Here is a 22,574-nt window from a genome sequence, read left to right on the forward strand (position 1 = left end):
GAGCTCTCACCGCATCACAGTCCAACCGGCTTACCGAGCGGCCCATCCCATCTTCCCAGCCCCGTGAAGCCTGCAAAACAGACGGGAACATCTGACATGGACTTCGCGCTCACCCCGCCCGAGCCGGTCGCCGCGATCCCGGCCGAGCGCGCCGCCGGGCTGATCACGCTCAGCGCGGACACGCGGTCGGAAGTCTCCGTTCGCGCCGCGGACTTCGCGGCCCGGCTCGAAGCCCTCGACGTCCGCTCGCCGGAGTTCACCGACCTCCTCGACGAGCTGCTGGCCGTCGGCGAGGCCGACATGCGCGCGGCGGCCGGCGTCGCGGGGACGATGCTCGACCGGTCGCTGCGCAGCGCGGCGTCACCGCAGGACGGCGTCACGACGAGCCTCGCGAGCCTGCGCCGGACGGTCGCCGAGCTGGACCCGGCGAAGCTGCCGCTGACCGGCCGGAAGCTGCTGGGGATGTTCCCGGCCGCGGCCGGCGCGAAGCGGGCGCTGGACCGCTACCGGGCGGCGAACGAGCCGGTCAACGCCCTGGTCGTCGACCTGCGCGGCCGCCAGGACGTGCTGCGCCGCGACAACGCCTCGATCAAGCGCGAGCGCGAGCGGCTGTGGCAGGTCATGGGGAAGCTCGCCGAAGCGGCCGCCCTCGCCGAGGCCGTCGACGGCGCGATCGAAGCCCAGGCCGGCGTCTTCGACCTGACGGATCCCGGGCGCGCGCAGGCGTTGCGCGGGGACGTGCTGTACCCGATCCGGCAGCGGCACCAGGACCTGCTGACCCAGCTGGCCGTCAGCGCGCAGGGCTACCTCGCGCTGGACCTGGTGCGCAAGAACAACGACGAGCTGATCCGCGGTGTCGAGCGGGCGGTGTCGACGACGGTGTCCGCGCTGCGGGTCGCGCTGCTGGTCAGCGGGGCGCTGGCGAGCCAGCGGGACGTCCTCGACGAGGTCGCGGCCCTGCAGGCCACCACCGACGGGCTGATCCGCGCCAACACCGAGCTGCTGGACCTGCAGTCCGCGGAGATCCGCAAGGCGAGCAGCGACCCGGCCGTCGCGACCGAGACGATCCGCGCGTCCTTCGACCGGATCTACGCCTCGATCGACGCGATCGACGGGTTCCGCGCCGACGCCGTTCGCACGATGGCGGCGACCGTCGAGTCGCTGTCCGGGGAGATCCGCCGCGCCGAGGACCACCTGCGGCGTTCGCACGAGGGGGAAGCATGAGGAAGGTCCTGGCGCTGCTTTTGGGCGTGTTGCTGCTGGCGGGGTGTTCCGAACCGTCGCCCGCGCCGCTCGGCGAGCCTGAGCCGGGCACGCTGCGGATCCTCGCGGGCAGCGAGCTGGCGGACATGCAGCCGGTGCTCGACGAAGCCGCGCAAGCGACGGGGGTGAAGGTGAAGTTCACCTTCACCGGCACCCTGGAAGGCGCCGAAGCACTGGCGAACGGCAGCGTCGACGGCAAGTACGACGCTGTGTGGTTCTCGTCGAACCGTTATCCCGCAGGCATTCCCGAGGCGGCGAAGCGGCTCGGGAACCAGGTCAAGATCATGAGCTCGCCGGTGGTACTGGGGCTGGCCAAGCCGGTGGTGCAGCGGCTCGGCTGGGCCGGCAAGCCGGTCAGCTGGGGCGAGATCGCCGCGCAGGCCGGGAAGAAGGCGTTCAGCTACGGGATGACGGACCCGTCGGCGTCGAACTCCGGGTTCTCGGCGCTGGTCGGCGTCGCGTCGGCGCTGGCGGGCGCGGGCAACGCGATCGACGCGCAGCAGATCGCTTCGGTGACTCCGCAGCTGACGCAGTTCTTCAGCGCGCAGGCGCTTTCGGCGGGCTCTTCGGGCTGGCTGTCGGACGCGTACGTCCGGCGCGCGACCGGGCCGGACCCGGTCGACGGGCTGATCAACTACGAATCCGTGCTGCTGTCGGCGAACGCGTCCGGGAAGCTGCCCGCGCCGCTCACGCTGATCTACCCGAGCGACGGCGTCGTCACCGCCGACTACCCGCTCACCCTGCTGGCTTCCGCCGGTGACGAGGCGCGGTCGGCGCACCAGCGCCTCAGCGATCACCTGCGGACTCCGCCGGTGCAGCAGCGGATCATGGAGACGACCGGGCGGCGTCCGGTCGTGCCCGGGGTCGCGCTGGGGCCGCAGTTCGCGCAGCGGGACCTCGTCGAGCTGCCGTTCCCGGCGACCCAGCAGGCGGTCGACGCGTTGCTGTCGGCCTACTTCGACAAGCTCCGGCGGCCCTCGCGGACGCTCTACGTGCTCGACACGTCCGGGTCGATGGCGGGTTCGCGGATCGACTCGCTGCGGTCCGCGCTGGTCGGGCTGACCGGCGCGGACACCTCGCTGACCGGCCGGTTCCGGCGGTTCCGGAGCCGGGAGGAGGTGACGATGCTGCCGTTCAGCACGGTTCCTTCGCGGCCCACGACGTTCACCGTACCCCCGGAAAACCCGGCGGCGGAGCTGGCGCGCATCAAGACGTTCGCCGAAGGGCTGTCGGCGCGGGGCGGAACGGCGATCTACGACAGCCTTTCCCGGGCGTACCAGGTGCTCGAGCCGCAGGTGGCCGCGGACCCGGACCGGTTCACCTCCATCGTGCTGATGACCGACGGCGAGAACGCGAACGGCTCGTCGCTGGCGGACTTCCTGGCGTCGTTCGGGTCGCTGCCGCCCGCGGTGAACCGGGTTCCGGTGTTCACGGTCCTGTTCGGCGAAGGCAGCAGCGACGAGCTGACGCAGGTCGCGGCGAAGACCGGCGGGAAGGTGTTCGACGCGCGCAACGTCGAGCTTTCGCACGTGTTCCAGGAGATTCGCGGGTACCAATGATGCTGCGTTATCTGGGGTCGACCAAGAACCTCGCCGGCTGCGTCGGCGGGCTGATCGGCGTCGGGCTGTACCTGACCGGCGTGGCCGGGTGGTTCTGGCCGTTCGTCGTGGCGGCCCTCTACGCCGCGGGGGCGCTGCTCGCGCCGGGGGAGAAGGTGCGGCTGGTTCCCGACACGTCGGCTGAGCTGCGGCAGTCGCTGGACGCGCTCGAGGCGACGGTGTCCGCGCAGGCGTCCCGGATGCCCGCGTCCTCTGTGGACACCGTACACCGGATCGCCGAAGTGCTGCGCGACCTGCTTTCTCGGCCTTCTCGGCTGGCGGGTGACCCTGATCTGCGGCACGCCGTCGTGCGGCTGGCGGGGACCGATTTGCCGCTGTCGCTGGAAACCTACCTCAACCTGCCGTGGTGGTTCGCGGCTCGGCGCGCTTCCGCTGGCTCGGAACTGGTGACACAGCTGGATTTTCTCGAGGCAGAGGCGCACCGGGTGGCCGAGCGGTTCTACGCTTCCGAAGTTGATCGGCAGGCCGATCACACGCGGTACCTGCGGGATCGGGACGCTTGACTTCCACTCCTGTGAGTGATGATGTTCGAACGCGCGTTCGAGTAGCGTTGCCGTTATGGACGCGAACCGAGTTTCGGCAAGGTCAGGGTCACCGCTGCGGTGGTCAACCAGCTCAGCAGATCGGAGAGGGGAATGCGGGAAAGCCGTTCCGGCCAGTCTTCCGCGAGGGCGTGCAGCACGAGTTCGTCGTGCCGGGGCTCCACTTTCGTCAGGGTCAGCCCGGGCGGGAGTTCCGGCAGGGGAAGCACGATGGGGTGAAAGCGCTTCGGCGGGCGGAGTTGCCGCTGTCCGATGTGGAGGGTCCGGGGCACGAGGACGATGGCGTCTTCCTGTACCTGGGCTTCCAGGGTCAGGTGTCCCCAATGGGGTTTCTTGGCCCAGTGGATCTGGAGCAGTCCGCTGTCGGCCGGGGCGGCCACGATCCCGGGCCGGACCCGCGCCACCCTTTCGCGGAGCACGTCCGCGGAGACGGCGATCCGCAGGTCCACGCGCGCCGGCTTGGCGGCGGGCGCGGGGAGTGAGCGGAGGCGCACGTCTTCGGCGAGCACGGTGACCCGCCGCAGCGGAATGCGGCCACCTTCGGCCTCGGGCCAATCGACGTCCTCGGCGACGATGCGCACGTCGCCGAGGCGCCCGGTGGCCAGCCGGAGGCTGTCGGCGGGGTAGTCGAGTTCGGCGAGGGTGAGGCCGACTTCGCGGTCACCGACTTTCGCGGTCAGCCGGCGGCCGACGAGCTGCTCGGTGACGGTGCGCACGAGGGCGGCCGGCGTGACCGGGACGTTCGGGAGCAGGGAACGCCCGGCCGCGGCCAGGCCGGCCAGCTCGGGCCAGGGTGACCAGCCGTCGAACCACCTGCCGTCGCTCATCCGTCCAGTGTCGCCCAAGGACACCGGCGGCGGCGACGGCGGGTGGTTCCCCGCGGGGCCAGTGGAACGTCTCCGGTCACCGACCGGCGAAGCGCGCGATGATGCCGGTCACGACCAGCCAGAACACCGCGGCCAGGCCGTAGTCGAGGATGACGGCCAGGCTGGGGCTGTCCACCGGGAACAAGCCGGGCCAGAACAACGCGAGAGGAACGGCCAGTGACTTGATGAACTGGAAGAAGGCATTGCCGGCATTCGCACCGGCGAGCACCATGATCATGTAGAGAACTTCGATCCCCGCGAAGATCGCGCCGATCGCCGTGATGACCCGCACGGCCGTGTTCCGTCTGGTGGTGGTTCGCCAAGGAGACATGCCGCGAAAATTCCCGGATCGGGTGACAGATCAAACGCTCCAGCCCCAAGATTGCGCCGTTCGGCCGCTCCCGTTGCTCTCCGCCGCCACACTGCGACGGTTGGTGAGCAGCCGGGCGAGGTGTGCGTGGGCCCTGGCCGGCTCCCCGATAAGGGAGGCGGGCGCCAGGCGACGGCGCGGATTCCGATCAGCGGCGGGCGCACTCGCACCCCCTGGCTACCCCTCCCACTGGCCGCCAACCGGCCGGATCGCATCCGGTCTGCCGGAGAACGAGCCCCTGGAACCGCCCCACAGGCGCCGTGCGCGTGGCCACGAGCGCCTCACGTGCGGCCGACGTCCGTATCGCCCGGCGCGGGGGTTGAGGGCAAGTCCCGCCTCGGCCGGGTCCGCTGGGTCGTCGAAAGCACCATCTCCTGGCTGCTGCGGTTCACCGCCTCGGGCTGCGCTACGACCGGACCGAATGCACCACGCCGGCGCTGCTCACGCTGGCCTGCACCGTGATCAACGTCCGCCGGCTCATCAAGATCGAGCTCTGCGACCAGGTCCAACGGGTCGGCACGGGGCCCCGTGACCACAAGGGATGAGCGAGCACTCTCGCCGGGACGTGATCAGCCTTCGGTGGGGCCGCCTCTTCAGAGGCGTTCGACGCGGTCGGCCTGTGGGCCACGGTCGCTCTGACGCACCGCGTACCGGACCCGGTCACCCTTCTGCAGCGGCTCCGACCCCATGATCACGGACGCGTGGGCGAAGAGATCGTCGCCGCCTGCGTCCGGGGTGATGAAGCCGAAGCCGCGGTCGGCGTCGTAGCGCGCGACGACGCCCTCGCCGCCTCGTGCGGGCACGTCCCGTGCCGCGGCAGGTGCCGGCCGCTGCGGCGCCGTCTGGGGCTCGGCGCCCCGGACCAGGTGCACGTCGCGGGCCTGCGGGCCCTTGTCTCCACTGGCCACCTCGTAGGCGACGCGGTCGCCCTCCGCGAGCCACGTCAGCCCCTCGGCCAGGGCCCGGGCGTGAACGAAGACGTCCCCGGCGCCGGAGTCGGGGTTGATGAAGCCGAAGCCCTTGTCCTCGTCGTACCAGGCCACCGTGCCGTCGGCACCGTCCGCGATACCGGCCGCAGCGGGTGCGCCGGCCCCTGCTCCCAGCGGGATCACGTGCCCGGCCTGCGGGCCGCGCTCGCCTTCGACGATCAGGAAGGCCACCCGCTGCCCCTCGGTGACCACGCCGCCGGTCACGATGGCGGAGCTGTGCACGAAGATGTCGGCGCCGCCGCCGTCCGGCGACGCGAAGCCGTACCCCTTGCCCGGCTCGTACCAGTTGATGGTGCCGAGCAGGCCCACGGCGCTGCCGGTGGCCGCATCGGCGGTGACGCGAACGCGCAGCGCCTGGGGCCCGCGGTCGTTCTCGCCGACCTCGAACACGACGGCCTGACCCTCGCGGAGCATTTTCGTGCCGCCGTCCCCGACGATCTCGGAGGCGTGCACGAACACGTCCGGCGAGCCGTCCTCGGGCGCGAGGAAGCCGAAACCCCGTTCGGCGTCGAACCAGCGGACGGTCCCTTGCGGCATCGAAGGCTCCAGGTCAAGAGGGCGGGCACTGGCCTCCAGTCTCTCTGACCGGCCTCCGCTCCGTCGGGCCGGGTCCACCGGCGGGCGGTGCGGAGCCAGGGTGGGCCGTTCGGCCACCTAGTGAGACCAGGTCTGAAGGCGCGCCTTGTCCACCGCTTCCCCGAGCAGCCGACCCACCGCCCAGTCCTGCACAGCGAGCCCGACCGACTTGAACACCGTCCGCCCGCCCACCGCCGGCGGGTCGCCCAGCGCATCCCCCAGCTCCACCAGCGACCCGCGGTCCACCAGGCCGCTCTCCGCCGCGTGGATCACCTCGCCCGCCTCCGTCATCGCCGCGGCAACCTGGTCCACCACCACGCACCCCGCCGTCGCCAGCAACTCCGGTGGCAGTTCCCGCATGGACGGCCGGTACGACCCGATCGCGTTCACGTGCACCCGTTCCGGCAAATCCTCGACACCGAAGAGCGGAGTATTCGATGAAGTAGCGCAACAAACGACGTCCGCGTCACCCACCGCGTCTGAGGCGTGCGGGGCCACCCGCACCGCCACCGAGGGGAACTCGGCCCGCAACCGATCCGCCAGCGCCTGCGCTCGCGAGCGGTCGCGGCCGAACACCGACACGTTCCGCAACGCACGTACCGCGGCCACCGCGCGGACCTGGTCGGCCGCCTGGGCTCCCGTGCCCAGGAGGGCCAGGCGGCTCGCGTCGGGCGGGGCCAGGAGGTCCGTTGCGACGCCCGAGGCCGCGCCCGTGCGCAGGGTGGTGACCTCGACCGCGTCCGCGACCACCTGGCCCTCGGCCGTGTTCCACACCAGCGTGCCCAGGATCATCGGGGTGCGGCCCGGGGCCAGGTTGAGGGTCTTCACCACGGTCGTCGACGAGGGCGTGTGGCAGGCGGTCATCACGAGCGTCGTGGCGCCGGCGAACGACAAGCGTTGCGGTACCTCGAACCGGCCGGCCGCCAGCTCGAGGAATGCCTCGCGGACCGCTTCCACCGCCGCCGGCATCGGGACCGCCCTGCGGACTTCGTCGGCGTCGAGCATGCGTGGCCCCTCCCTCACCGAACCTGCCGCTAGCCTGGCGGCATGCCGGAGGCCACGCAAGATCCCGTCGAGGAGCAGCGGTTCGTCCGCGACGACTGGTACGGGGAAGAGATCGCCGGGCGGCACTACGTGCGGTGCGAGTTCCGCGAGACCGACTTCTCCGAGGCGGTCACCCGGAACTCCGTCTTCACCGACTGCGTGTTCGGGAACGTGCGCTTCAACGCCTCGCGGCACGTCGACTCGGCGTTCACCGGGTGCACCTTCAAGCGGTGCACCTTCTTCGACGCCGGCTTCAGCGGGTGCAAGCTCGTCGGCTCCTCCTTCGCCGAATGCGAGCTGCGGCCGTTGCGGGTCACCGGTGGGGACTGGTCCTTCGCCGGGCTGGCCGGGGCCGACCTGCGGGGCGTCACCTTCCAAGGCGTGCGGATGCGGGAGGCCGACCTCACCGGGGCGGACTGCGGCGGGGCCGTGTTCGCCGACGTCGACCTGTCCGGGGCGACGCTGCACGCCGTCAAACTCCCCCGGGCCGACCTGCGGGGCAGTGACCTCTCGGCCCTCGATCCGCTGAACGCCGAGCTGGCCGCGGCGATCGTGTCACCCGAACAGGCTGCGGTGCTCGTCACGTCGCTGGGGCTGCAGGTGCGGGCGTAGGCTCGGCGCGACTAGGCAGGGAGGTCCGCATGGGCGTCGTGACACCGGGTTTCCACGGCCGGGCTCGCAGCGGCAACCCGCGGCTGCCGCCCGGGCAGTACCTGGCCGAGGACTTCCCCGTCCTGTCCGCCGGCCCGACCCCGCGCGTGCGCACCGAAACGTGGGAATTCACCGTCACCACCGAGGCGGGGGAGAAGCACACCTGGAACTGGGCCGAACTGATGGCCCTGCCCAGCGAAAAGCCCACAGTGGACATCCACTGCGTCACCCAGTGGTCCAAACTGGACACCCGGTGGCGCGGCGTTTCGATCGACACGCTGGTCGGCGGGCTCGACACCGAAGCCGACTACGTCATGGTGCACTCCTACGGCGGCTACACGACGAACCTGCCGCTGGCCGACCTGCTCGACGGCCAGGCGTGGATCGCCTACGAATACGGCGGCAAGCCGCTGACCCCCGAGCACGGCGGGCCGGCGCGGCTGCTCGTGCCGCACCTGTACTTCTGGAAGTCCGCGAAGTGGGTGCGCGGACTGGAACTGAAGACCCGGGACGAGCCGGGCTTCTGGGAAAACGCCGGCTACCACGACTACGGGGATCCATGGCGCGAACAGCGGTATCAGGGCGACTAGCCTGGCGGGTCGCCCGCTTGGCCGGCTTCCGCGACGAGACGCCGACGGCGCGCACGCTCGTCTTCGACCTGCCCGGCTGGCCCGGGCACCTCGCGGGGCAGCACGTCGACGTCCGGCTCACCGCCGCGGACGGCTACCGGGCGCAGCGCAGCTACTCGCTCGCCGCGCCCGCCGACGGGGACCGGGTGGAGCTGACCGTGCAGCGCGTCGCCGACGGTGAGGTGTCCGAGCACCTCACCGGGCCCTACGCGATCGGTGACCCCGTCGAGATCCGCGGCCCGATCGGCGGCTGGTTCGCCTGGCGGCCCGCGGATCCGGCGCCGGTGCTGCTGGTCGCGGGTGGCTCCGGGATCGTGCCGCTGATGGCGATGATCCGCGCCCGGCGCGCCGCGGGCGTGCGGACGCCGTTCAAGCTGATCTACTCGCTGCGCACCCCGGCCGAGCTGTACTACGCCGACGAGCTGCGCACACCCGTCGCCGGCGTGGACGTCACCTACGTCTACACGCGCGAGCTGCCCGAAGGGCGTCCCGGGCTGCCCAAGCGCATCGACGTCGCCACGCTCAACACCGCCGGCTGGCCCGCGGAGTTCGGTGCGTCGTGCTTCGTCTGCGGCCCGACGGGCTTCGTGGAGACCGTCGCGGACATCCTGGTCGCCCTCGGGCACGACCCGCACCGGATCCGGACCGAGCGCTTCGGGCCCAGCCGGGACTGAACGGCCGCGCAGGCATCCGATGAATAGGTGACCTCGTGCTCCGATGAGCGGGAAATTGTCGACATATGTGTCGAGAGATCCTATGTTTCGTCCATGCTGACCAAGTGGGGCTCGACGCGGCGCCGCACCGCGGTGGCCGCTCTCCTGGGGGCGGGCGCACTGCTCGCCACGACCGGTCCGGTGGCCGCGGCCGATCCGGACGCCGCGAGCCGGGACGTCTACGTCTCGCCCGATGGGTCCGACCACGCGTCCGGCACCGCGGGACACCCGGTCCGGACCCTCGACCACGCCCGTGACCTCGTGCGGCAACGGGCGCCGCACCTGACGCGGGACCTCACCGTGCACCTCGCGCCCGGCGTGTTCCGGCTGGCCGCGCCGCTGCGGCTGGACGCGCGGGATTCCGGCGGCAACGGCCACCGCGTCAGCTGGCAGGGCAGCGGCGACACCGAGCTGAACGGCGGCGTGCGGGTCACCGGCTGGCGGCCGGTCCCGGGCCGGCCGGGCCTGTTCGCCGCGCCCGCGCCCGCCGGGCTGGACAACACCCGGCAGCTGTACGTCGACGGCGTCCGGGAGCAGCGCGCCCGCGGCCCGCTGCCGGTGACCGTCAAGGCCACCGCCACCGGCTACACCGCGAGCGCGGACACCCTGGCCCACTGGCGCAACCCGAAGGACGTCGAGTTCGTCTACACCGCGGGCGAAGCGCTGTGGAACATCCAGCGCGACGGCCTCGGCCAGTGGACCGAGCCGCGCTGCCCGCTCGCCGCGGCCGAGGGCACGACGATCACGATGGCCCAGCCGTGCTGGGACAACTCGACGAAACGCGTGCTGTTCCCGGACATCCCCGGCCGCAGCGTCAACATGGTCGGCCCGGCCGACCTCACCAACGGGCGGCACCCGACCTACGCCGAGAACGCCTTCGAACTGCTCGACACCCCCGGCGAGTGGTACCTCGACCGGTCCGCGCACGTCGTCTACTACCTGCCGAAACCCGGCCAGGACCTGCGCCGGGCGGACGTCGAGGTGCCGGTGCTGGAGAAGCTCCTCGACGCGAAGGGCACGGCCGCCGCGCCGATCCACGACGTGGCCTTCCGCGGGCTGCGCTACTCCTACGCCACCTGGCTGACGCCGTCGTCACCCGAAGGCTTCTCGGAAATCCAGGCGGGCTACACGATCACCGGCGCCGACGGCTGGGCCGTCCAGGGCCTGTGCCAGTTCGTCCCCGGCGGCACCTGCCCGTACGCCTCGTGGACGCGGGAACCCGCCAACGTCGCCGTCTCCCACGGGCAGCGCATCGAATTCGCCGACAGCGTGTTCGCCCACCTCGGCGGCGCCGGCCTCGATCTCATCGACGGCACCAAGGAATCGCAGGTGCGCGGCGACGTCTTCACCGACATCTCCGGCAACGGCGTGCAGATCGGCGGCGTCGGCAAACCCGTCACCGACACCGACGCCGACGTCGTGCGGGACGTCCGGGTCACCGACAACCACCTCTACGGCCTGCCGCGCGAATTCCACGGCGGCGTGCCGGTCGTCAACGGCTACTCCGTGCGGAACACCATCTCCCACAACCAGATCGACCACGTCGGCTACTCGGCGGTCTCGGTCGGCTGGGGCGGCTGGCCGGACAAGATCAAGCGCCCGGCGACGCCGAACCTGTCGCACGACAACGTCGTTTCGGACAACCTGATCTTCGACTACATGCTGATGCTCGACGACGGGGGCGGTGTCTACACCCAGGGCATCACCGGCACCTCCCTGGACGACGGCGAAAAGGTCACCGGCAACGTGATCCACGGCCAGTGGGGGCTCGGCAAGGGCGTCTACACCGACAACGGCAACACCTACGAGACGATCCGCGGCAACGTCCTGTACGGCACGGCGTACTTCAACGTCGGCACGGTGCACGTCGACTACCGCGACGACCTCGGCAACAACGACCCGACCCTGATCGAGGGCAACTACTGGGAGCAGGGCGACCGCGACAAGACCGACAAGGGCGCGATCACCCGCGGGAACGTGATCCTGGCCCGCCCGGCCGACGCGCCGCCCGCGATCGTCGCCAACGCGGGCCTCGAACCGGCCTACCGCAGGCTGCTCACCCGGCCGGTCGGCGGCTGGGCCCCGGCGGAGGCGCCGTCGCGGGTCGGCACGTTCGCCGTCCCGGGCAAGCTGTACGCGACCTGGAACCCGACGTTCGCCTTCAACAACGCGCCGGTCACGGACTACGTCGTCACGGCGTCGGGCGGCGGGCGCACGTACCGGGCGACGGTGTCCGCGGCCGACTTCGCGAAGCGCGCGTACGCCGAAGTGCCCGGCCTGACGGACGGGACGGCGTACACGGTGACGGTCGCGGCGCGCAACGCGTTCGGCACGAGCGAGCCGTCGCTGCCGGCCGCGCCGGTGACGCCCGGCCCGAACACCGGTGCGCTGCCGGACGTTCCGACGAGCGCGCGGGCCCTGCCGAGCGCCACGGCGGCCTCAATCCGCTGGAACCCGCCGGCCGCGGCGGGCGCCACCCCGGTGCTCGGCTACCTGATCACGGTGTCCGACGGCCGCACGATCGTGGTGGAAGGCCGCGACGCGCTGGTGACCCAGCCGACGGTCAAGGGCATGACGCGCGTGGTCGACGGCCTGCGCCCGGCGACGGCGTACACGTTCACGGTCGCGGCCGTCACGGCGACCGGCACGGGTCCGGCGGCCACTTTCACCGCCACCACGACGCCGTAGCGTAACGAGCGGTATCGGTCGATCGACTCACTTCCGGGTGGCCCGGCGCGCGGCAGTCGCCGGGCCGGGCCGGCCGGAGGTGGGGGTTTGGCGGAGGACAAGGGTCTTGAACAGCGCCTGACCGAGGCCGCGGTGCGCGGTGCGTACGTGGACCTGCGCACCGGCGAGCAAGCGGCCGACGATCCGGCCCGGGGTGCCCGCTGGCCGGCGTCCCGGACCGTGCGCGCCGAGCTGATCGCCCGGCTGGTGACCGGGACGCAGATCCCGCCGCGGGCCGTGCGGCTCGGCGGGGCGCGGGTGACGGGCCGGCTCGACCTCGAGGCGGCCGTCCTCCGGTGTCCGCTGGTGCTGGAGGGGTGTTCCTTCGAGGAGCCCATCACGCTGCAGCAGGCGCAGGCGGTGACGGTCCGCCTGCCGGACTGCCACGTTCCCGGGATCGCCGCCGACGAGCTGCACGTCCGCGGCGCGCTTGTACTGGAACGGCTGGTTGTCGCGGACGGCGGGATCAGCCTGTCCGGCGCCCGCGTCGACGGGCACCTCGACTTCGACGGGGCCAGGCTGACCAACCCGGCCGGGCCCGCGCTCTACGCCGACAGCCTCCGGGTCGACCAGAGCATGTACTGCCGCAACGGTTTCACGGCCGAAGGCGAGGTGCGCCTGCTGGGCGCCCGCGTCGGTGGCAACCTGGAATTCGACGGGGCCACGCTCGGCAATCCGGCCGGGCCCGCGCTCAACGCGGACAGCCTCACGGTCGACGAGAGCATGTACTGCCGCAACGGCTTCACCGCCGACGGCGAGATCAACCTGCTCGGCGCGCAGGTCGGCGGCAGCCTGGAGTTCGACGGGGCCACGCTCGGCAATCCGGCCGGGCCCGCGCTCAACGCCGACAGCCTCACCGTCGGCCGGGCGATGTTCTGCCGCAACGGTTTCACCGCAGACGGCGAGGTGCGCCTGCTCGGCGCCCACGTCGGCGGCAACCTCGAACTCGACGGCGCGGTCCTGACCTCCGGCGGCCGGTTCGCGCTCAACGCCGACAGCCTGACCGCCGACCAGAGCGTCTACTGCCGCAACGGTTTCACCGCCCGGGGCGAGGTGAACCTGCTCGGGGCGACGGTCGCCGGCAGCCTCGATTTCGAGGGCGCCACCCTGGACAACCCCGGCGGATACGCGCTCTATGCCGACAGCCTCACCGTCGGCCGGGCCATGTTCTGCCGCAACGACTTCACCGCCGAGGGGGAGGTGAACCTGCTCGGCGCGCACGTCGGCGCCAGCCTCGACTTCGAGGGCGCGACTCTGACCAACCCCCGCGGGTACGCGCTCAACGGCGACAGCCTGACGGTCGACCACGCCATGTTCTGCCGGCTCGGGTTCACCGCCGAGGGGGAGGTGAACCTGCTCAGCGCCCACATCGGCGGCAACCTCGACTTCGACCGCGCCACCCTGACCAACCACGACGGGCCCGCGCTCAACGCCGAGAGCCTGACGGTCGACCGGGTGATGTTCTGCCGCAACGGCTTTTCCGCTGTCGGCGAGGTGAACCTGCTCGGCGCGCAGATCGGCGGCAGCCTCGACTTCACCGGTGCCGCACTGGCCAACCCCGGCGGGCTGGCCCTCTGCCTGGAAACCGCCCGCGCGGGCGCGCTGTTCCTGACGCCGCGGGAACGTCCGGCCGGCATCGTCGACCTGACGAACACCCGGGTGACGAGCTTCCACGACGCCCTGGACGGCTGGCCGTCCGCCATGCGGTTGCGCGGGTTCAGCTACGACGTGCTGGAGAACGACACGGTCAGCGTGCGCGCCCGGCTGAAGTGGCTGGCGCGCCACCAGGGCGGGTACGCGCCGGGGCTGTACGACCAGCTCGCCGCGGCCTACCGCCGGGACGGCCACTCCCAGGCCGCCCGCCGGGTCGGGATCGCCAAGCAGTGGCGCCGCCGCCGGGCGCTCAACCTGCTGGGCAAGGCGTGGAACTGGCTGCTGTACCTGACGGTCGGCTACGGCTACCGCACCTGGCTGGCCGGGTTGTGGCTGGCCGGGCTGGTGGCCGTCGGCACCGCCGTCTTCGCCGGCGCCTACCCCACTCAGATGAAGGCCGCGTCGGCCACCGTCCCGGAGTTCCAGCCGGCGGCGTACACCCTCGACGTGATGCTGCCGATCGTCGACCTCGGCCAGAAGAAGAACTGGTTCCCGCAGGAGACGGCGCAGGTCTGGTCCTGGGTGCTGACCGGGGCCGGCTGGGTGCTGACCACCGCGGTCGTCGCCGGGCTGACCAACGCCCTCAAGCGCGACTAGGGCGCGTCCGGGCGGGACAGGAGTTCCCGCAGCGTCGCCAGCAGTTCCCGCCGGTCGGCCGCGCCCAGTTTCCCGCGGATGCGGGCCATGTGGTGCTCGACCGTCTTGCCGGAGATGAACAGCTTGCTGCCCGCCTGCTTGTACGTCAGCCCGTCGACGACCAGCCGGGCCACTTCCAGTTCCCGTTCGCTCAGGGCCGCGAGACCGGCGCCCGCCGCCGGTTCGGCCGTGCCCGGGTCGCGGCGGGCCGCCGTGCCCTGGAACTGGCGGGCGGCCTCCAGGAGCTGGACCATGGCCTTGCGGTCGGACGTGCGGATCGCCGCCTGGCCGGCCAGGCGGGCCGCGTCCCAGCGCAGGCCCAGGTCGTGCAGTTCGGCCGCGGCCGCGGCGATCGCGTCCGGGTCGAACGTGCCGCCGAGCACCGCGAGCCAGCCCTGGGCTGCCGTGGCCAGTGCGCGGGGGTGGCGGCCGCAGTGGGCGTGCGTGGTCAGCGTCGCCAGGTGCGCCTTGACCGCGTCCGCGTCTTCCAGGGTGATCGCCGCGTGCAGCTCGTGCCAGACCAGCGAGACCGTCCACAGTGGAGGTTCGCCGAGCCGGGCCAGCAGGCCGTGGGCGCGTTCGAACTGGCCGGAAAGCTTCGCGAACGCGCCGGTGCGGGCCGCCGCGATGGCCAGTTCGCCCAGCGGCAGCAGGGAAAACAGGTCCGTCTGCTGCCGCATCGACGCCTGGTACGCGCGGTTCCACGACCGCTGCAGCCCGACGAGGTCGCTGGCCCGCCGGGCCAGGCCGAGCTCCAGCGTCGCGAAGAACAGCTCGTCGCGGGCTTCCAGGGTCCGTCCGGCGACGGCGTCGCGGTGTTCCGCGGCCGTCGCCAGGTCGCCGGCCGTCATCGCGACCCAGCCCAGCAGCAGCCGGTGCCGCCCGGCCAGCAGATCGCCGCCGATCCCGCCGTCGAGGGCCCGGGTCAGCACGGACTCCGCCAGCGCGAGCTCCCCGGTGTGCAGGGCGACGAGCGCGGCCAGCGCCGCCGGGCTGTCCGGCAGCAGCGTGCCGCCCAGCGCGGGCTCCAGCATCGCGGCCGCGCCCAGCAGCGTGGACAACGTCTCCGTCGCGCAGCCGGACACCGAATCCACGATGCCGCGGGCCATCCGGGTCGCCGCGCCGGCGAACAGCGTCGGCGCGGCACCGGGTGTAGGGGAGTCGAGGAGCTGCCGGGCGCCTTCGAGGTCGCCCGTGCCGACCAGCGCCGTCGCCGAGAACGCGTCGGCGCGGCCTGCCCACTGGTAGAGCTCCGCGCTGCGGGCCAGTTCGCCCCGGTGCGCCAGCACGGTCGCGGCGATTTCCGCGCCGGCCGCCCGGGTTTCCGCGTCGGGCGCGCCGAGCATCCCGTCGCTCAGCCGGAGCGCGGTGTCGAGGTCGCCGGACAACGCGGCCGCGCGTGCCCAGCCCGCCGTCACGGCGGCGGAGCGGTCGCCCGCTTCGGCGGCGGCTTCGAACAACCGCGTCGCCAGCCGCGCGTCGGACGGCAGGGCTTCCCCGGCTGCCGCGGCGAAGGCGGCCGCCGCCGACGTGCCGGAACTGCCCGTGCCGAGCAGGGACCGGGCCAGGTCGAGCACCGGGAGGCCGTTCGCCAGCTGCAGCTCGACGAGCCGCTGCACGGTGGTCAGCCGGCGGGCGGGCGGCCCGAAGTCGCGGACGGCGGCCGCGGCCAGCGGCAGCAGCGTGTCGTCGGGGGCGAGCAGGCCGGTCGCGCGGGCGCCCTCGACGATGGCCGGCAGCTGGTCGGGGCCGCGGTCCAGCAGCGCGCACAGCAGATCGAGGTTGCGCCCGGCGCCCGCCTCGGCCGCGATCAGGTAGCGGAGGACGTCGTCGTCGAGTTCGTCGAGCTCGGGCCGGAACTCCTCCAGCCGCCCGAGCAGGGCGCGTTCGGCCAGCCGCGGGACGCCGCCGCTGCGCGCGTGCAGCTCGGCCGCGGCCGCCGGGTCGGCGGGCGAACCCGTCACCGCGGAGATCAGGCGCGCCACGTCTTCGACGCCGAGCGGGCCGAGCTGCAGCAGCGTCCAGCCGGGTGCCACCGCGGCCGGCCGGTGCGCGACGACGATCGGCCCGTCCGCGCCGGCGAGCAGTTCCTCGAGCTGGTCGGGGCCGAGCCGGTCGGCGTCGTCGACCAGCACGGCGTCGACCCCCGCCTCGCGGTAGCGGCGGTCGAGCGCGGCGAGCAGCACGCTCTTGCCGTACCCGCCGGGGGCGACGACGGCCAGCCGCAGCGGGGCGGCCGGCTCGGCGGCGACGCGGTCGAGCAGCTGCCGGGCCGCCGGGTGCACGGGGACGGTGCGCAGCGGGGTGACCTGCGTGAGCAGTGTGTTCAACAGTGACCTTCACCGGAGGGGGAAGTGGCGGGGTGGGGGAGGCGGCTCGGCTTGGGAAAAGGACTTAGGGCGGTGAGGCGCCTTGGCTCGGCGCGCTGGTGGCCGGGCCAGGAGCGGTACCGGGGCCGGCGGTGGCTTCGCGGGCGGTGACGGTGATCACCACGGCCGAGACGGCCGCGGCGAGCACCAGGACCGCGGCGGCGAGGGGACGCCGCCGGCGGAACAGGTTCAGCGGGCTCGTGCGCTCGGGCAGTTCGAACGGCGTGATGTCGACCGGCGGCCGGGGCGGCCGGTCGCCGAGCTCACCGAGCGTGTCCACCTGGGGGAGCAGGGTGGTCTCGACGGCCGGGGGTTCCTGGGGGGTCCCGCGGTGGTCGGCGCGCAGCGCCGCGAGGGCGGCCGCGCCGAGCGCGGCGGTCGCCGGCGGAACCGGTCCCGCGAACATCGGGCACGGCGGCCGGGCCGGCAGCGCGTGCGGCGGGACGTCCCCGCAGAACACCACCCCGGCGAGGCTCTTGGGGACCGCCGACGCCGAGCCGGCGAGGGCGAACAGCGTGCTGAGCGCGGCCGCCGGGGCGACCCCTTCGGCGCTCGCGCCGGGCTGCCAGCCGCTCGCGCCGGTCGCCGTCGCCAGGGTGACGTTGACGCCGTCGGCGCCGAACTCGCACACCCCCGCCACCTGTGCGCCGGGGCCGGGGACCGGCAGGTGCGCGCCGAGCGCGGCGACCGAACCGGGAACCAGCGTGACGGCGGTGAACCCGGCGTCGGCGAGCGCCCGGCGCAGCACGTCACGGCGGTAGCCGCCCCAGTCGCCGGGGTGGGTCAGCACCAGGTGGTGCGGGGCGCCGCCGAACAGGTTCGCGGCGTGCTCGGCGATCCCTTCGACGAGCACGGTGGTGAGCGTTTCGGGCGGGAACGGCTCACCTTCGACCAGCATCGGCACGTCGTCGCCGATGCGCCGGTGGAAGCCGGTGAGCAGCCGGGACGGCACCCGGGCGCCGGCCTGCGCGGCCGCGTCCCCGGTGAGCAGGTAGCCCTCGTCGTCGAGGAACAGCGCGGACGCCGCGGCCGGGGAGCGGTCGCCCAGCCAGAGGGGTTCGGGGTCGCTCCAGCCGGGGCCCTGGCGGCGGCAGGTGGCGGCGTGGGTCCGGCCCTGTGCCACATCGATCCCGAGGACGTAGGGCACCGGCGCTTCCTCCTCACCTCGTGGGGCCGATCGGGGGCAGGCAATTCCCCCTAGGGTTCGGGGCATCCTCACCCAAACGGGTTAGTCAGGCAAGGGCGTAGAGGGATTTAACCCAACTGAGCGCGTCTCGGATGAGCCCCTAACTCCCTAACGATGACATATCGATCCCCTATCGGCTGACCGGACTGCGACTCGGAGTGATCCCCGATGTGCGCTGGGGGACCGGCTCCCTACCTTGATGACGGAGCAGCCGTCCCTGCGGTCGCTGCCGTCCCCCGAACCACCGGACCAGGAGAAACTCCATGGAATCCGTGCAGACCTTGCACGACTTCGCCCTGAACCTGCTCAACGACCCGACCGCGCTGGCGGCCTTCGGGACGGACCCGCAGGGCGTCCTCGCCGCCGCCGGCCTCGGCGACGTCAGCGCCGCCGACGTGCACGAGGTCCTCCCGCTGGTGCTCGACTACGTGCCGGTCGACAGCCTCCCGGCCGTGGGCGGCCTCCCCGCCGTCGGCGACCTGACCCAGACCGGCACCGACGCGACCGGCATCCAGGGCGCGATCGACCAGCTCACCGCCCTCACCGCGGGCCTCGGCCTGCCGGCCACCTCCGACCTGCCGGTCGTGGGCGACCTGGGCGGCGAGCTGCCGGGTGTCGGCGGCCTCGGCCTCCCGGCCGTCGGCGACCTCGGGCACACCGTCACCACCGTGACCGACGTCACCAACACCGCGGCCGGCGTGACCGCGCTGGCCGGCGACCCGACCGGCGCCTTCGGCGTGGCGGGCGACCTCGGCTCGAGCCTGGACGCGGTCCAGGTGGCCGGCAACCTCGTGTACTCGGTCACCGACGTCGACCACAGCGCCGCCGTCGGCGCGGTCGGCGAGGTCAGCCACCTCGGCGAGGGCGTGCTGGGCAACGTCTCCAACAACGCGACCGCCCCGGTCTACGAGGCCACCACGCACGTCGGCGACGTGTCCGGTGACCTGACCCACACCGTGAACTCGGTCGTGGGCAACGTCGGCGACTTCTCCGGCATCCTCAAGGGCGCGGGCGACCTCGACGTGAAGCACGTCACCGGCGAGGTCACGGGCGCCGTCCACGGCCTCGGCGACGTCACCGGCACCGTCACCTCGGCGGCCGGCATCAGCGCCGACCACAACACCGTCGGCAACGTCGGTGAGCTGGCCTCCGGCAACGGCACCGCCGTCCACGACGTGGTCTCCGACGTGGCCAACGTGGGTCACAACGCGCTGGGCAACCTGCACATCGGCGACGTCGCGTCCCACAACGACATCCACATCGGGCACTGATCCCCGAACCGGTCACCGGTGCCCGTCCCGCGGTCTGGGTGCAGCCGCGGGACGGGCACCCGGTGTGCGTACGGGGAGTTAACCGGGGACACTCGACCATCGTGACCGCACCGGCTTGGCTCGAAGTGCTCAACGAGACGCTGGACGCGTGCCGCACCCACGGCCGCGCCGATCTCGCCGAGCGCCTGCGCAGACGCCGGGACGCCCCGGCCGGGCAGTCCCGGCTCGGCGTGCTCGGCTTCCCCAAACAGGGCAAGGGTTATCTGCTCAACGCCGTGCTGAACGCGCCGGTGTGCGCGGTCGGCGACGCCGCGACCCCGGCCGTGCCCACGGAAATCGCCTACTCCGCCGAACCCGCCGCGACGCTGGTCGGCCGGTCCCGCGAACGGATCCCGGTCGCGGTCGAACGGCTCACCGGCGAACTCGGCGCCCGGCCCGCCGGCACGCTCAGCCGCGTCGAGGTCGGCGTGCCACGCGAGCTCCTCTCGGCCGGCCTGGTGCTGGTCGACACCCCACCGGTCGGTGACCCGCGGTCACCGCGCACGGCGGCGGCGCTGGACGTGCTCGCCGAAGCGGACGCGGTGATCCTCGTCTCCGACGCGACCGCGCCGCTGAGCGCGGCCGAACTCGCGCTCGCGCGCCACGTGCGCACCTGGTGCCCGCACGTCGTGCTGGCGCTCACCAAGATCGACGCCTGCCCGGGGTGGCGCGCGGTGGCCGAACGCGACCGCGCGATGCTCGGCGAGGCGGGCATCGACGCGCCCGTGCTGCCGGTTTCGGCCGTGGTGCGCCAAGCCGCCGCGAAGGCCGGTGACGCGGATCTCAACGCCCGCTCGGGGTTCCCGGAGCTGCTCGGCTGGATCGCCGAGCAGGCCGCGCGCCCGCCGGAGCAGTCCCGCGCGCTGCTCGCCGCGGTCGGCGTGCGCGCTGCCGCCGCCGAACTGGTGGAGTCCCTGCGGGACCGCATCGACACCGTCGCCCAGGACGCCGGGCTCGGCCAGGCCGCGCTGCTGCAGCGGGCCCAGCGCCGCGCCGACGACCTGCGGCGGCAGAACACCCGCTGGCAGAACCTGCTGTCCGACGAGATCACCGACCTGCTGTCCGACGCCGAGTACGACCTGCGCGAGCGGACCCGCAAGATCGTCAACACCATCGACCGGACCTTCGACGAGGGCGACCCGGCCAAGGTGTGGGACGAGTTCGCGCCGTGGCTGGACAACGCGCTGGCCGAGGCGGTCGACACGAACTACACCTGGCTGGCCGACCGGGCGGAGTGGATCGCACAGGCGGTCGCGGCCTGCTTCGGTGCCCAGTACGACCTCGCGCTGCCCGACCTGCGGCTCGACGGGTCCGGTGTGGACGGTCTCGACGACGTCCGGCGGCCGAAGATCGAGAAGTTCAAGATCGGCCAGCAGGCGTTCACCGGCCTGCGCGGGTCCTACGGCGGCGTGCTGATGTTCGGCCTGGTCACCAGCCTCGCCGGGCTGCCGCTGATCAACCCGGTGTCGCTCGGCGCCGGTGCCGCGTTCGCCGCGAAGACCATCAAGGACGAGGGCGGGATGCGCCTGCAGCGGCGCCAGGCCGTCGCCAAGCAGGCGGCGCAACGGCACGTCGACGACGTCTTCCTGCGGTTCAGCAAGGAATCCCGCGACTCGATCCGCGTCGTGCAGCGGCGCCTGCGCGACCACTTCACCGGGCTGGCGGAGGAACTCGCCGACGAGCTGACGCGCGAGCGCGAGACGATCCTGGCCGGCACCGCCGAGCGCGAGCGGCGGACCGTCCACGTCCGCCGCGAGATCGACCGGCTGGCCGCGCTGCACCAGCGCGCGGGCGAGCTCGGCACGATCGCCGGGCGGCAGCAGCGACGGGAACTTTCGGCGTGACCCAGGACGTCCGCGACCTGCTGCACGCCGCGGCCGGGCTCTACCGGGACGACCCGCGGGCGTCGGCGCTGCTGCACGACTGCCTCAACCGGCTGGAGCAGCCGCTGCGCGTCGCGTTCACGGGGGCGCCGTCGTCGGGGAAGACGACGCTCGCCGCCGCGTTGGGCGAATGGCCGACGCGCGCGCTGCGCGACCTGGTGCTGCTGGACGACCCCGGCCCGGCCGACGACGTCCCGGACGCGATGGTCCGGCTGGTCCGCCACCTCGAACCGGACGAGCTCGCGGCGGCGCACCCGCCGGGCGGGTCGCCGTTCGCGCGGCAGAGCGCGGTCAACTCGGTGCTGGTGCTGTCGCGGGCCGACGAGGTCGGGGCGGGCCGGATCGACGCGTTGCTCACCGCGAAGCAGCTGGCGCGGCGCGCGTGGCGGGAAGACCCGCTGTGCACGGGGTTCCTGGGCGTGATCGCGGTCGCCGGGCAGCTCGCGTACGGCGGCCGCTCGCTGCGCGACGACGAGTTCGACCTGCTGGCGGCGTTCGCCGCGGTGCCCCGCGAGGAACTGGAACGGCACGTGTTGTCGGTGGATTCGTTCACCGACCCGGCGTTCCCGGGCCCGATCCCGGTCGAGACGCGGCGGTCGCTGGTGGTCCGGTTCGGGATGTTCGGCGTCCGCCTGGCCCTCACACTGATCCGCACCGGCTGCGACGACCGCGTGAAGCTGTCGGCGGAACTGGTGCGCCGCAGCGGGCTGGGCGAGCTGCGCGACACCCTCGCCGGCTGTTTCGTGGCGCGCTCCGAGGCGTTGAAGGCCCGCACGGCGATCATCCGCCTGGAGGCCCTGCTGGCGGCGCACCCCCGCCCGGGCGGCGACCGCCTGGTGTCCCGGGTGGAGCGCTTCGCGGCGGCCGCCCACGACTTCCGCGAGCTGCGCCTGATCGCCGACATCCGCGGCGGCCGCACGGCGCTGTCCGGCGAGCCGGCGGAGGAGGCGGTCCGGCTGCTGGGCGCCCAGGGCACGGCCCCGGCCGACCGCCTCGACCTGGAGCCGGACGCGGACCCGAACGAGATCTACGAGGCGGGGCTGGACGCGTTGCGGCGCTGGCGCCACGAGGCGGAACGCCCGGACCGCCCCCACGCCGAACGCGCGGCGGCGCACGTCGTGGTGCGGTCGGCCGAGGGGCTGCTCTCGCTGTTCGCCTAGAGCACGGCGGTGACCTCGATCTCGACGAGGTGCTCCGGCACGTCGAGCGCCGCAACGCCGATGAGCGTGGCGGGTGGCTTCGCCGTGGTGCCGATCTTGGCGCTGCCGCGGGCGATGCCGTCGAGCAGGGCGGGCATCTTGTCCGGTGCCCAGTCGACGACGTAGCAGGTCAGCTTGGCCACGTCGGCGAACGATCCGCCCGCCGCGGCCAGTGCGGCGGCGACGTTGACGTAGCACTGCTCGACCTGCGCGGCGAGGTCGCCTCCGGTCTCCCAGGCGACCTGGCCGGCGACGAAGACGAGCTTCGTCCCTTCGGCCACGGCGACCTGGTGATAGACGTCGACCTCGGGCAGCTCGGGGGCGTTCAGCAGGGTGACAGCCATCTCTT

The 22,574-nt window shown here is 73.0% G+C and carries 18 protein-coding genes and 1 pseudogene; 12 read left to right on the plus strand and 7 right to left on the minus strand.

Annotated elements, in window-relative coordinates; all coding sequences use genetic code 11:
- The first annotated feature begins 96 nt into the window (after window positions 1-96).
- From OO60_RS42875 to OO60_RS42885, 3 genes are read left to right on the plus strand one after another with little or no spacing between them, the layout of a single operon-like run.
- Window positions 97-1,224, plus strand: a complete 1,128-nt coding sequence (locus tag OO60_RS42875; RefSeq protein WP_003083114.1) for a toxic anion resistance protein — start codon at window positions 97-99, stop codon at window positions 1,222-1,224.
- Window positions 1,221-2,822: an extracellular solute-binding protein gene (locus tag OO60_RS42880; protein ID WP_003083116.1), complete on the plus strand. Its 1,602-nt coding sequence runs from the start codon at window positions 1,221-1,223 to the stop codon at window positions 2,820-2,822. The genes OO60_RS42875 and OO60_RS42880 overlap by 4 nt, the downstream gene beginning before the upstream one ends.
- The gene (locus tag OO60_RS42885) at window positions 2,819-3,385 is read left to right on the plus strand and encodes a hypothetical protein (RefSeq protein WP_003083117.1); all 567 of its coding nucleotides are present in this window, start codon (window positions 2,819-2,821) and stop codon (window positions 3,383-3,385) included. Before OO60_RS42880 ends, OO60_RS42885 begins: the two co-directional genes overlap by 4 nt.
- Window positions 3,386-3,438: 53 nt before the next feature.
- Here the strand turns inward: OO60_RS42885 and OO60_RS42890 are convergent, their stop codons facing one another.
- Complete coding sequence (locus OO60_RS42890; protein ID WP_003083118.1) at window positions 3,439-4,251, minus strand: LmeA family phospholipid-binding protein; 813 nt, start codon at window positions 4,249-4,251, stop codon at window positions 3,439-3,441.
- 76 nt (window positions 4,252-4,327) lie between these two features.
- A complete protein-coding gene (locus OO60_RS42895) occupies window positions 4,328-4,582 on the minus strand; it encodes a hypothetical protein (protein ID WP_003083120.1) in 255 nt (84 codons plus the stop codon).
- A 356-nt stretch (window positions 4,583-4,938) separates the two neighbouring features.
- Between OO60_RS42895 and OO60_RS47610 the strand changes: the two are divergent.
- Window positions 4,939-5,205 (plus strand): annotated as a pseudogene (locus tag OO60_RS47610) (hypothetical protein); the annotation flags it as partial.
- Between the two features lie 48 nt (window positions 5,206-5,253).
- Here the strand turns inward: OO60_RS47610 and OO60_RS48310 are convergent.
- On the minus strand, window positions 5,254-6,186 hold the full coding sequence (locus tag OO60_RS48310) for a cold-shock protein (protein ID WP_003083122.1): 933 nt from the start codon (window positions 6,184-6,186) through the stop codon (window positions 5,254-5,256).
- 117 nt (window positions 6,187-6,303) lie between these two features.
- The gene (locus OO60_RS42910) at window positions 6,304-7,230 is read right to left on the minus strand and encodes an ornithine cyclodeaminase family protein (protein ID WP_003083124.1); all 927 of its coding nucleotides are present in this window, start codon (window positions 7,228-7,230) and stop codon (window positions 6,304-6,306) included.
- A gap of 42 nt (window positions 7,231-7,272) precedes the next feature.
- Between OO60_RS42910 and OO60_RS42915 the strand changes: the two genes are divergently transcribed.
- The 5 genes from OO60_RS42915 (at window position 7,273) to OO60_RS45280 (ending at window position 14,239) form a co-directional block, all read left to right on the plus strand.
- On the plus strand, window positions 7,273-7,881 hold the full coding sequence (locus OO60_RS42915) for a pentapeptide repeat-containing protein (protein WP_003083127.1): 609 nt from the start codon (window positions 7,273-7,275) through the stop codon (window positions 7,879-7,881).
- A 29-nt stretch (window positions 7,882-7,910) separates the two neighbouring features.
- A complete protein-coding gene (locus OO60_RS42920) occupies window positions 7,911-8,510 on the plus strand; it encodes a sulfite oxidase-like oxidoreductase (RefSeq protein WP_003083129.1) in 600 nt (199 codons plus the stop codon).
- Window positions 8,480-9,223 (plus strand): FAD-binding oxidoreductase, encoded by a 744-nt coding sequence (locus OO60_RS42925; protein ID WP_033263552.1) that lies wholly within the window; start codon window positions 8,480-8,482, stop codon window positions 9,221-9,223. Before OO60_RS42920 ends, OO60_RS42925 begins: the two co-directional genes overlap by 31 nt.
- A gap of 93 nt (window positions 9,224-9,316) precedes the next feature.
- Window positions 9,317-11,950 (plus strand): fibronectin type III domain-containing protein, encoded by a 2,634-nt coding sequence (locus OO60_RS42930; protein ID WP_003083132.1) that lies wholly within the window; start codon window positions 9,317-9,319, stop codon window positions 11,948-11,950.
- Window positions 11,951-12,037: 87 nt separating this feature from the next.
- Complete coding sequence (locus OO60_RS45280) at window positions 12,038-14,239, plus strand: hypothetical protein (protein ID WP_003083133.1); 2,202 nt, start codon at window positions 12,038-12,040, stop codon at window positions 14,237-14,239.
- Here the strand turns inward: OO60_RS45280 and OO60_RS42945 are convergent.
- Together OO60_RS42945 and OO60_RS42950 are read right to left on the minus strand one after the other, a co-directional pair.
- Entirely contained in the window at window positions 14,236-16,608 is a 2,373-nt protein-coding gene (locus OO60_RS42945) for a helix-turn-helix transcriptional regulator (protein WP_033263553.1), read from the minus strand. The genes OO60_RS45280 and OO60_RS42945 overlap by 4 nt on opposite strands.
- A 64-nt stretch (window positions 16,609-16,672) precedes the next feature.
- Entirely contained in the window at window positions 16,673-17,794 is a 1,122-nt protein-coding gene (locus tag OO60_RS42950; RefSeq protein ID WP_033263554.1) for an Hsp70 family protein, read from the minus strand.
- A gap of 302 nt (window positions 17,795-18,096) precedes the next feature.
- On the opposite strand from OO60_RS42950, the gene OO60_RS42955 reads away from it, so the two are divergent.
- The 3 genes from OO60_RS42955 to OO60_RS42965 all read left to right on the plus strand — a co-directional run bounded on the left by OO60_RS42955 (window position 18,097) and on the right by OO60_RS42965 (window position 22,186).
- A complete protein-coding gene (locus OO60_RS42955; protein ID WP_033263555.1) occupies window positions 18,097-19,104 on the plus strand; it encodes an IniB N-terminal domain-containing protein in 1,008 nt (335 codons plus the stop codon).
- Between the two features lie 101 nt (window positions 19,105-19,205).
- Window positions 19,206-20,987 carry a P-loop NTPase family protein gene (locus OO60_RS42960; protein WP_033263556.1) on the plus strand — a complete coding sequence of 594 codons (1,782 nt, stop codon included), beginning with the start codon at window positions 19,206-19,208 and terminating at the stop codon, window positions 20,985-20,987.
- Entirely contained in the window at window positions 20,984-22,186 is a 1,203-nt protein-coding gene (locus tag OO60_RS42965; RefSeq protein ID WP_033263557.1) for a hypothetical protein, read from the plus strand. Before OO60_RS42960 ends, OO60_RS42965 begins: the two co-directional genes overlap by 4 nt.
- On the opposite strand, the gene OO60_RS42970 is transcribed toward OO60_RS42965, so the two are convergent.
- On the minus strand, window positions 22,183-22,569 hold the full coding sequence (locus OO60_RS42970) for a RidA family protein (protein ID WP_004558731.1): 387 nt from the start codon (window positions 22,567-22,569) through the stop codon (window positions 22,183-22,185). The genes OO60_RS42965 and OO60_RS42970 overlap by 4 nt on opposite strands.
- Window positions 22,570-22,574: the final 5 nt, after the last annotated feature.

This window comes from Amycolatopsis vancoresmycina (assembly GCF_000716785.1).
Classification (GTDB): domain Bacteria; phylum Actinomycetota; class Actinomycetes; order Mycobacteriales; family Pseudonocardiaceae; genus Amycolatopsis; species Amycolatopsis vancoresmycina.

What these genes read in the sequence shown, in the direction of transcription:
- OO60_RS42875 (WP_003083114.1), top strand. Translation starts at nt 97, where the DNA reads ATGGACTTCGCGCTCACCCCGCCCGAGCCGGTCGCCGCGATCCCGGCC.
- OO60_RS42880 (WP_003083116.1), top strand. Translation starts at nt 1,221, where the DNA reads ATGAGGAAGGTCCTGGCGCTGCTTTTGGGCGTGTTGCTGCTGGCGGGG.
- OO60_RS42885 (WP_003083117.1), top strand. Translation starts at nt 2,819, where the DNA reads ATGATGCTGCGTTATCTGGGGTCGACCAAGAACCTCGCCGGCTGCGTC.
- OO60_RS42890 (WP_003083118.1), bottom strand. Translation starts at nt 4,251, where the DNA reads ATGAGCGACGGCAGGTGGTTCGACGGCTGGTCACCCTGGCCCGAGCTG.
- OO60_RS48310 (WP_003083122.1), bottom strand. Translation starts at nt 6,186, where the DNA reads ATGCCGCAAGGGACCGTCCGCTGGTTCGACGCCGAACGGGGTTTCGGC.
- OO60_RS42910 (WP_003083124.1), bottom strand. Translation starts at nt 7,230, where the DNA reads ATGCTCGACGCCGACGAAGTCCGCAGGGCGGTCCCGATGCCGGCGGCG.
- OO60_RS42915 (WP_003083127.1), top strand. Translation starts at nt 7,273, where the DNA reads ATGCCGGAGGCCACGCAAGATCCCGTCGAGGAGCAGCGGTTCGTCCGC.
- OO60_RS42920 (WP_003083129.1), top strand. Translation starts at nt 7,911, where the DNA reads ATGGGCGTCGTGACACCGGGTTTCCACGGCCGGGCTCGCAGCGGCAAC.
- OO60_RS42925 (WP_033263552.1), top strand. Translation starts at nt 8,480, where the DNA reads ATGGCGCGAACAGCGGTATCAGGGCGACTAGCCTGGCGGGTCGCCCGC.
- OO60_RS42930 (WP_003083132.1), top strand. Translation starts at nt 9,317, where the DNA reads ATGCTGACCAAGTGGGGCTCGACGCGGCGCCGCACCGCGGTGGCCGCT.
- OO60_RS42955 (WP_033263555.1), top strand. Translation starts at nt 18,097, where the DNA reads ATGGAATCCGTGCAGACCTTGCACGACTTCGCCCTGAACCTGCTCAAC.
- OO60_RS42970 (WP_004558731.1), bottom strand. Translation starts at nt 22,569, where the DNA reads ATGGCTGTCACCCTGCTGAACGCCCCCGAGCTGCCCGAGGTCGACGTC.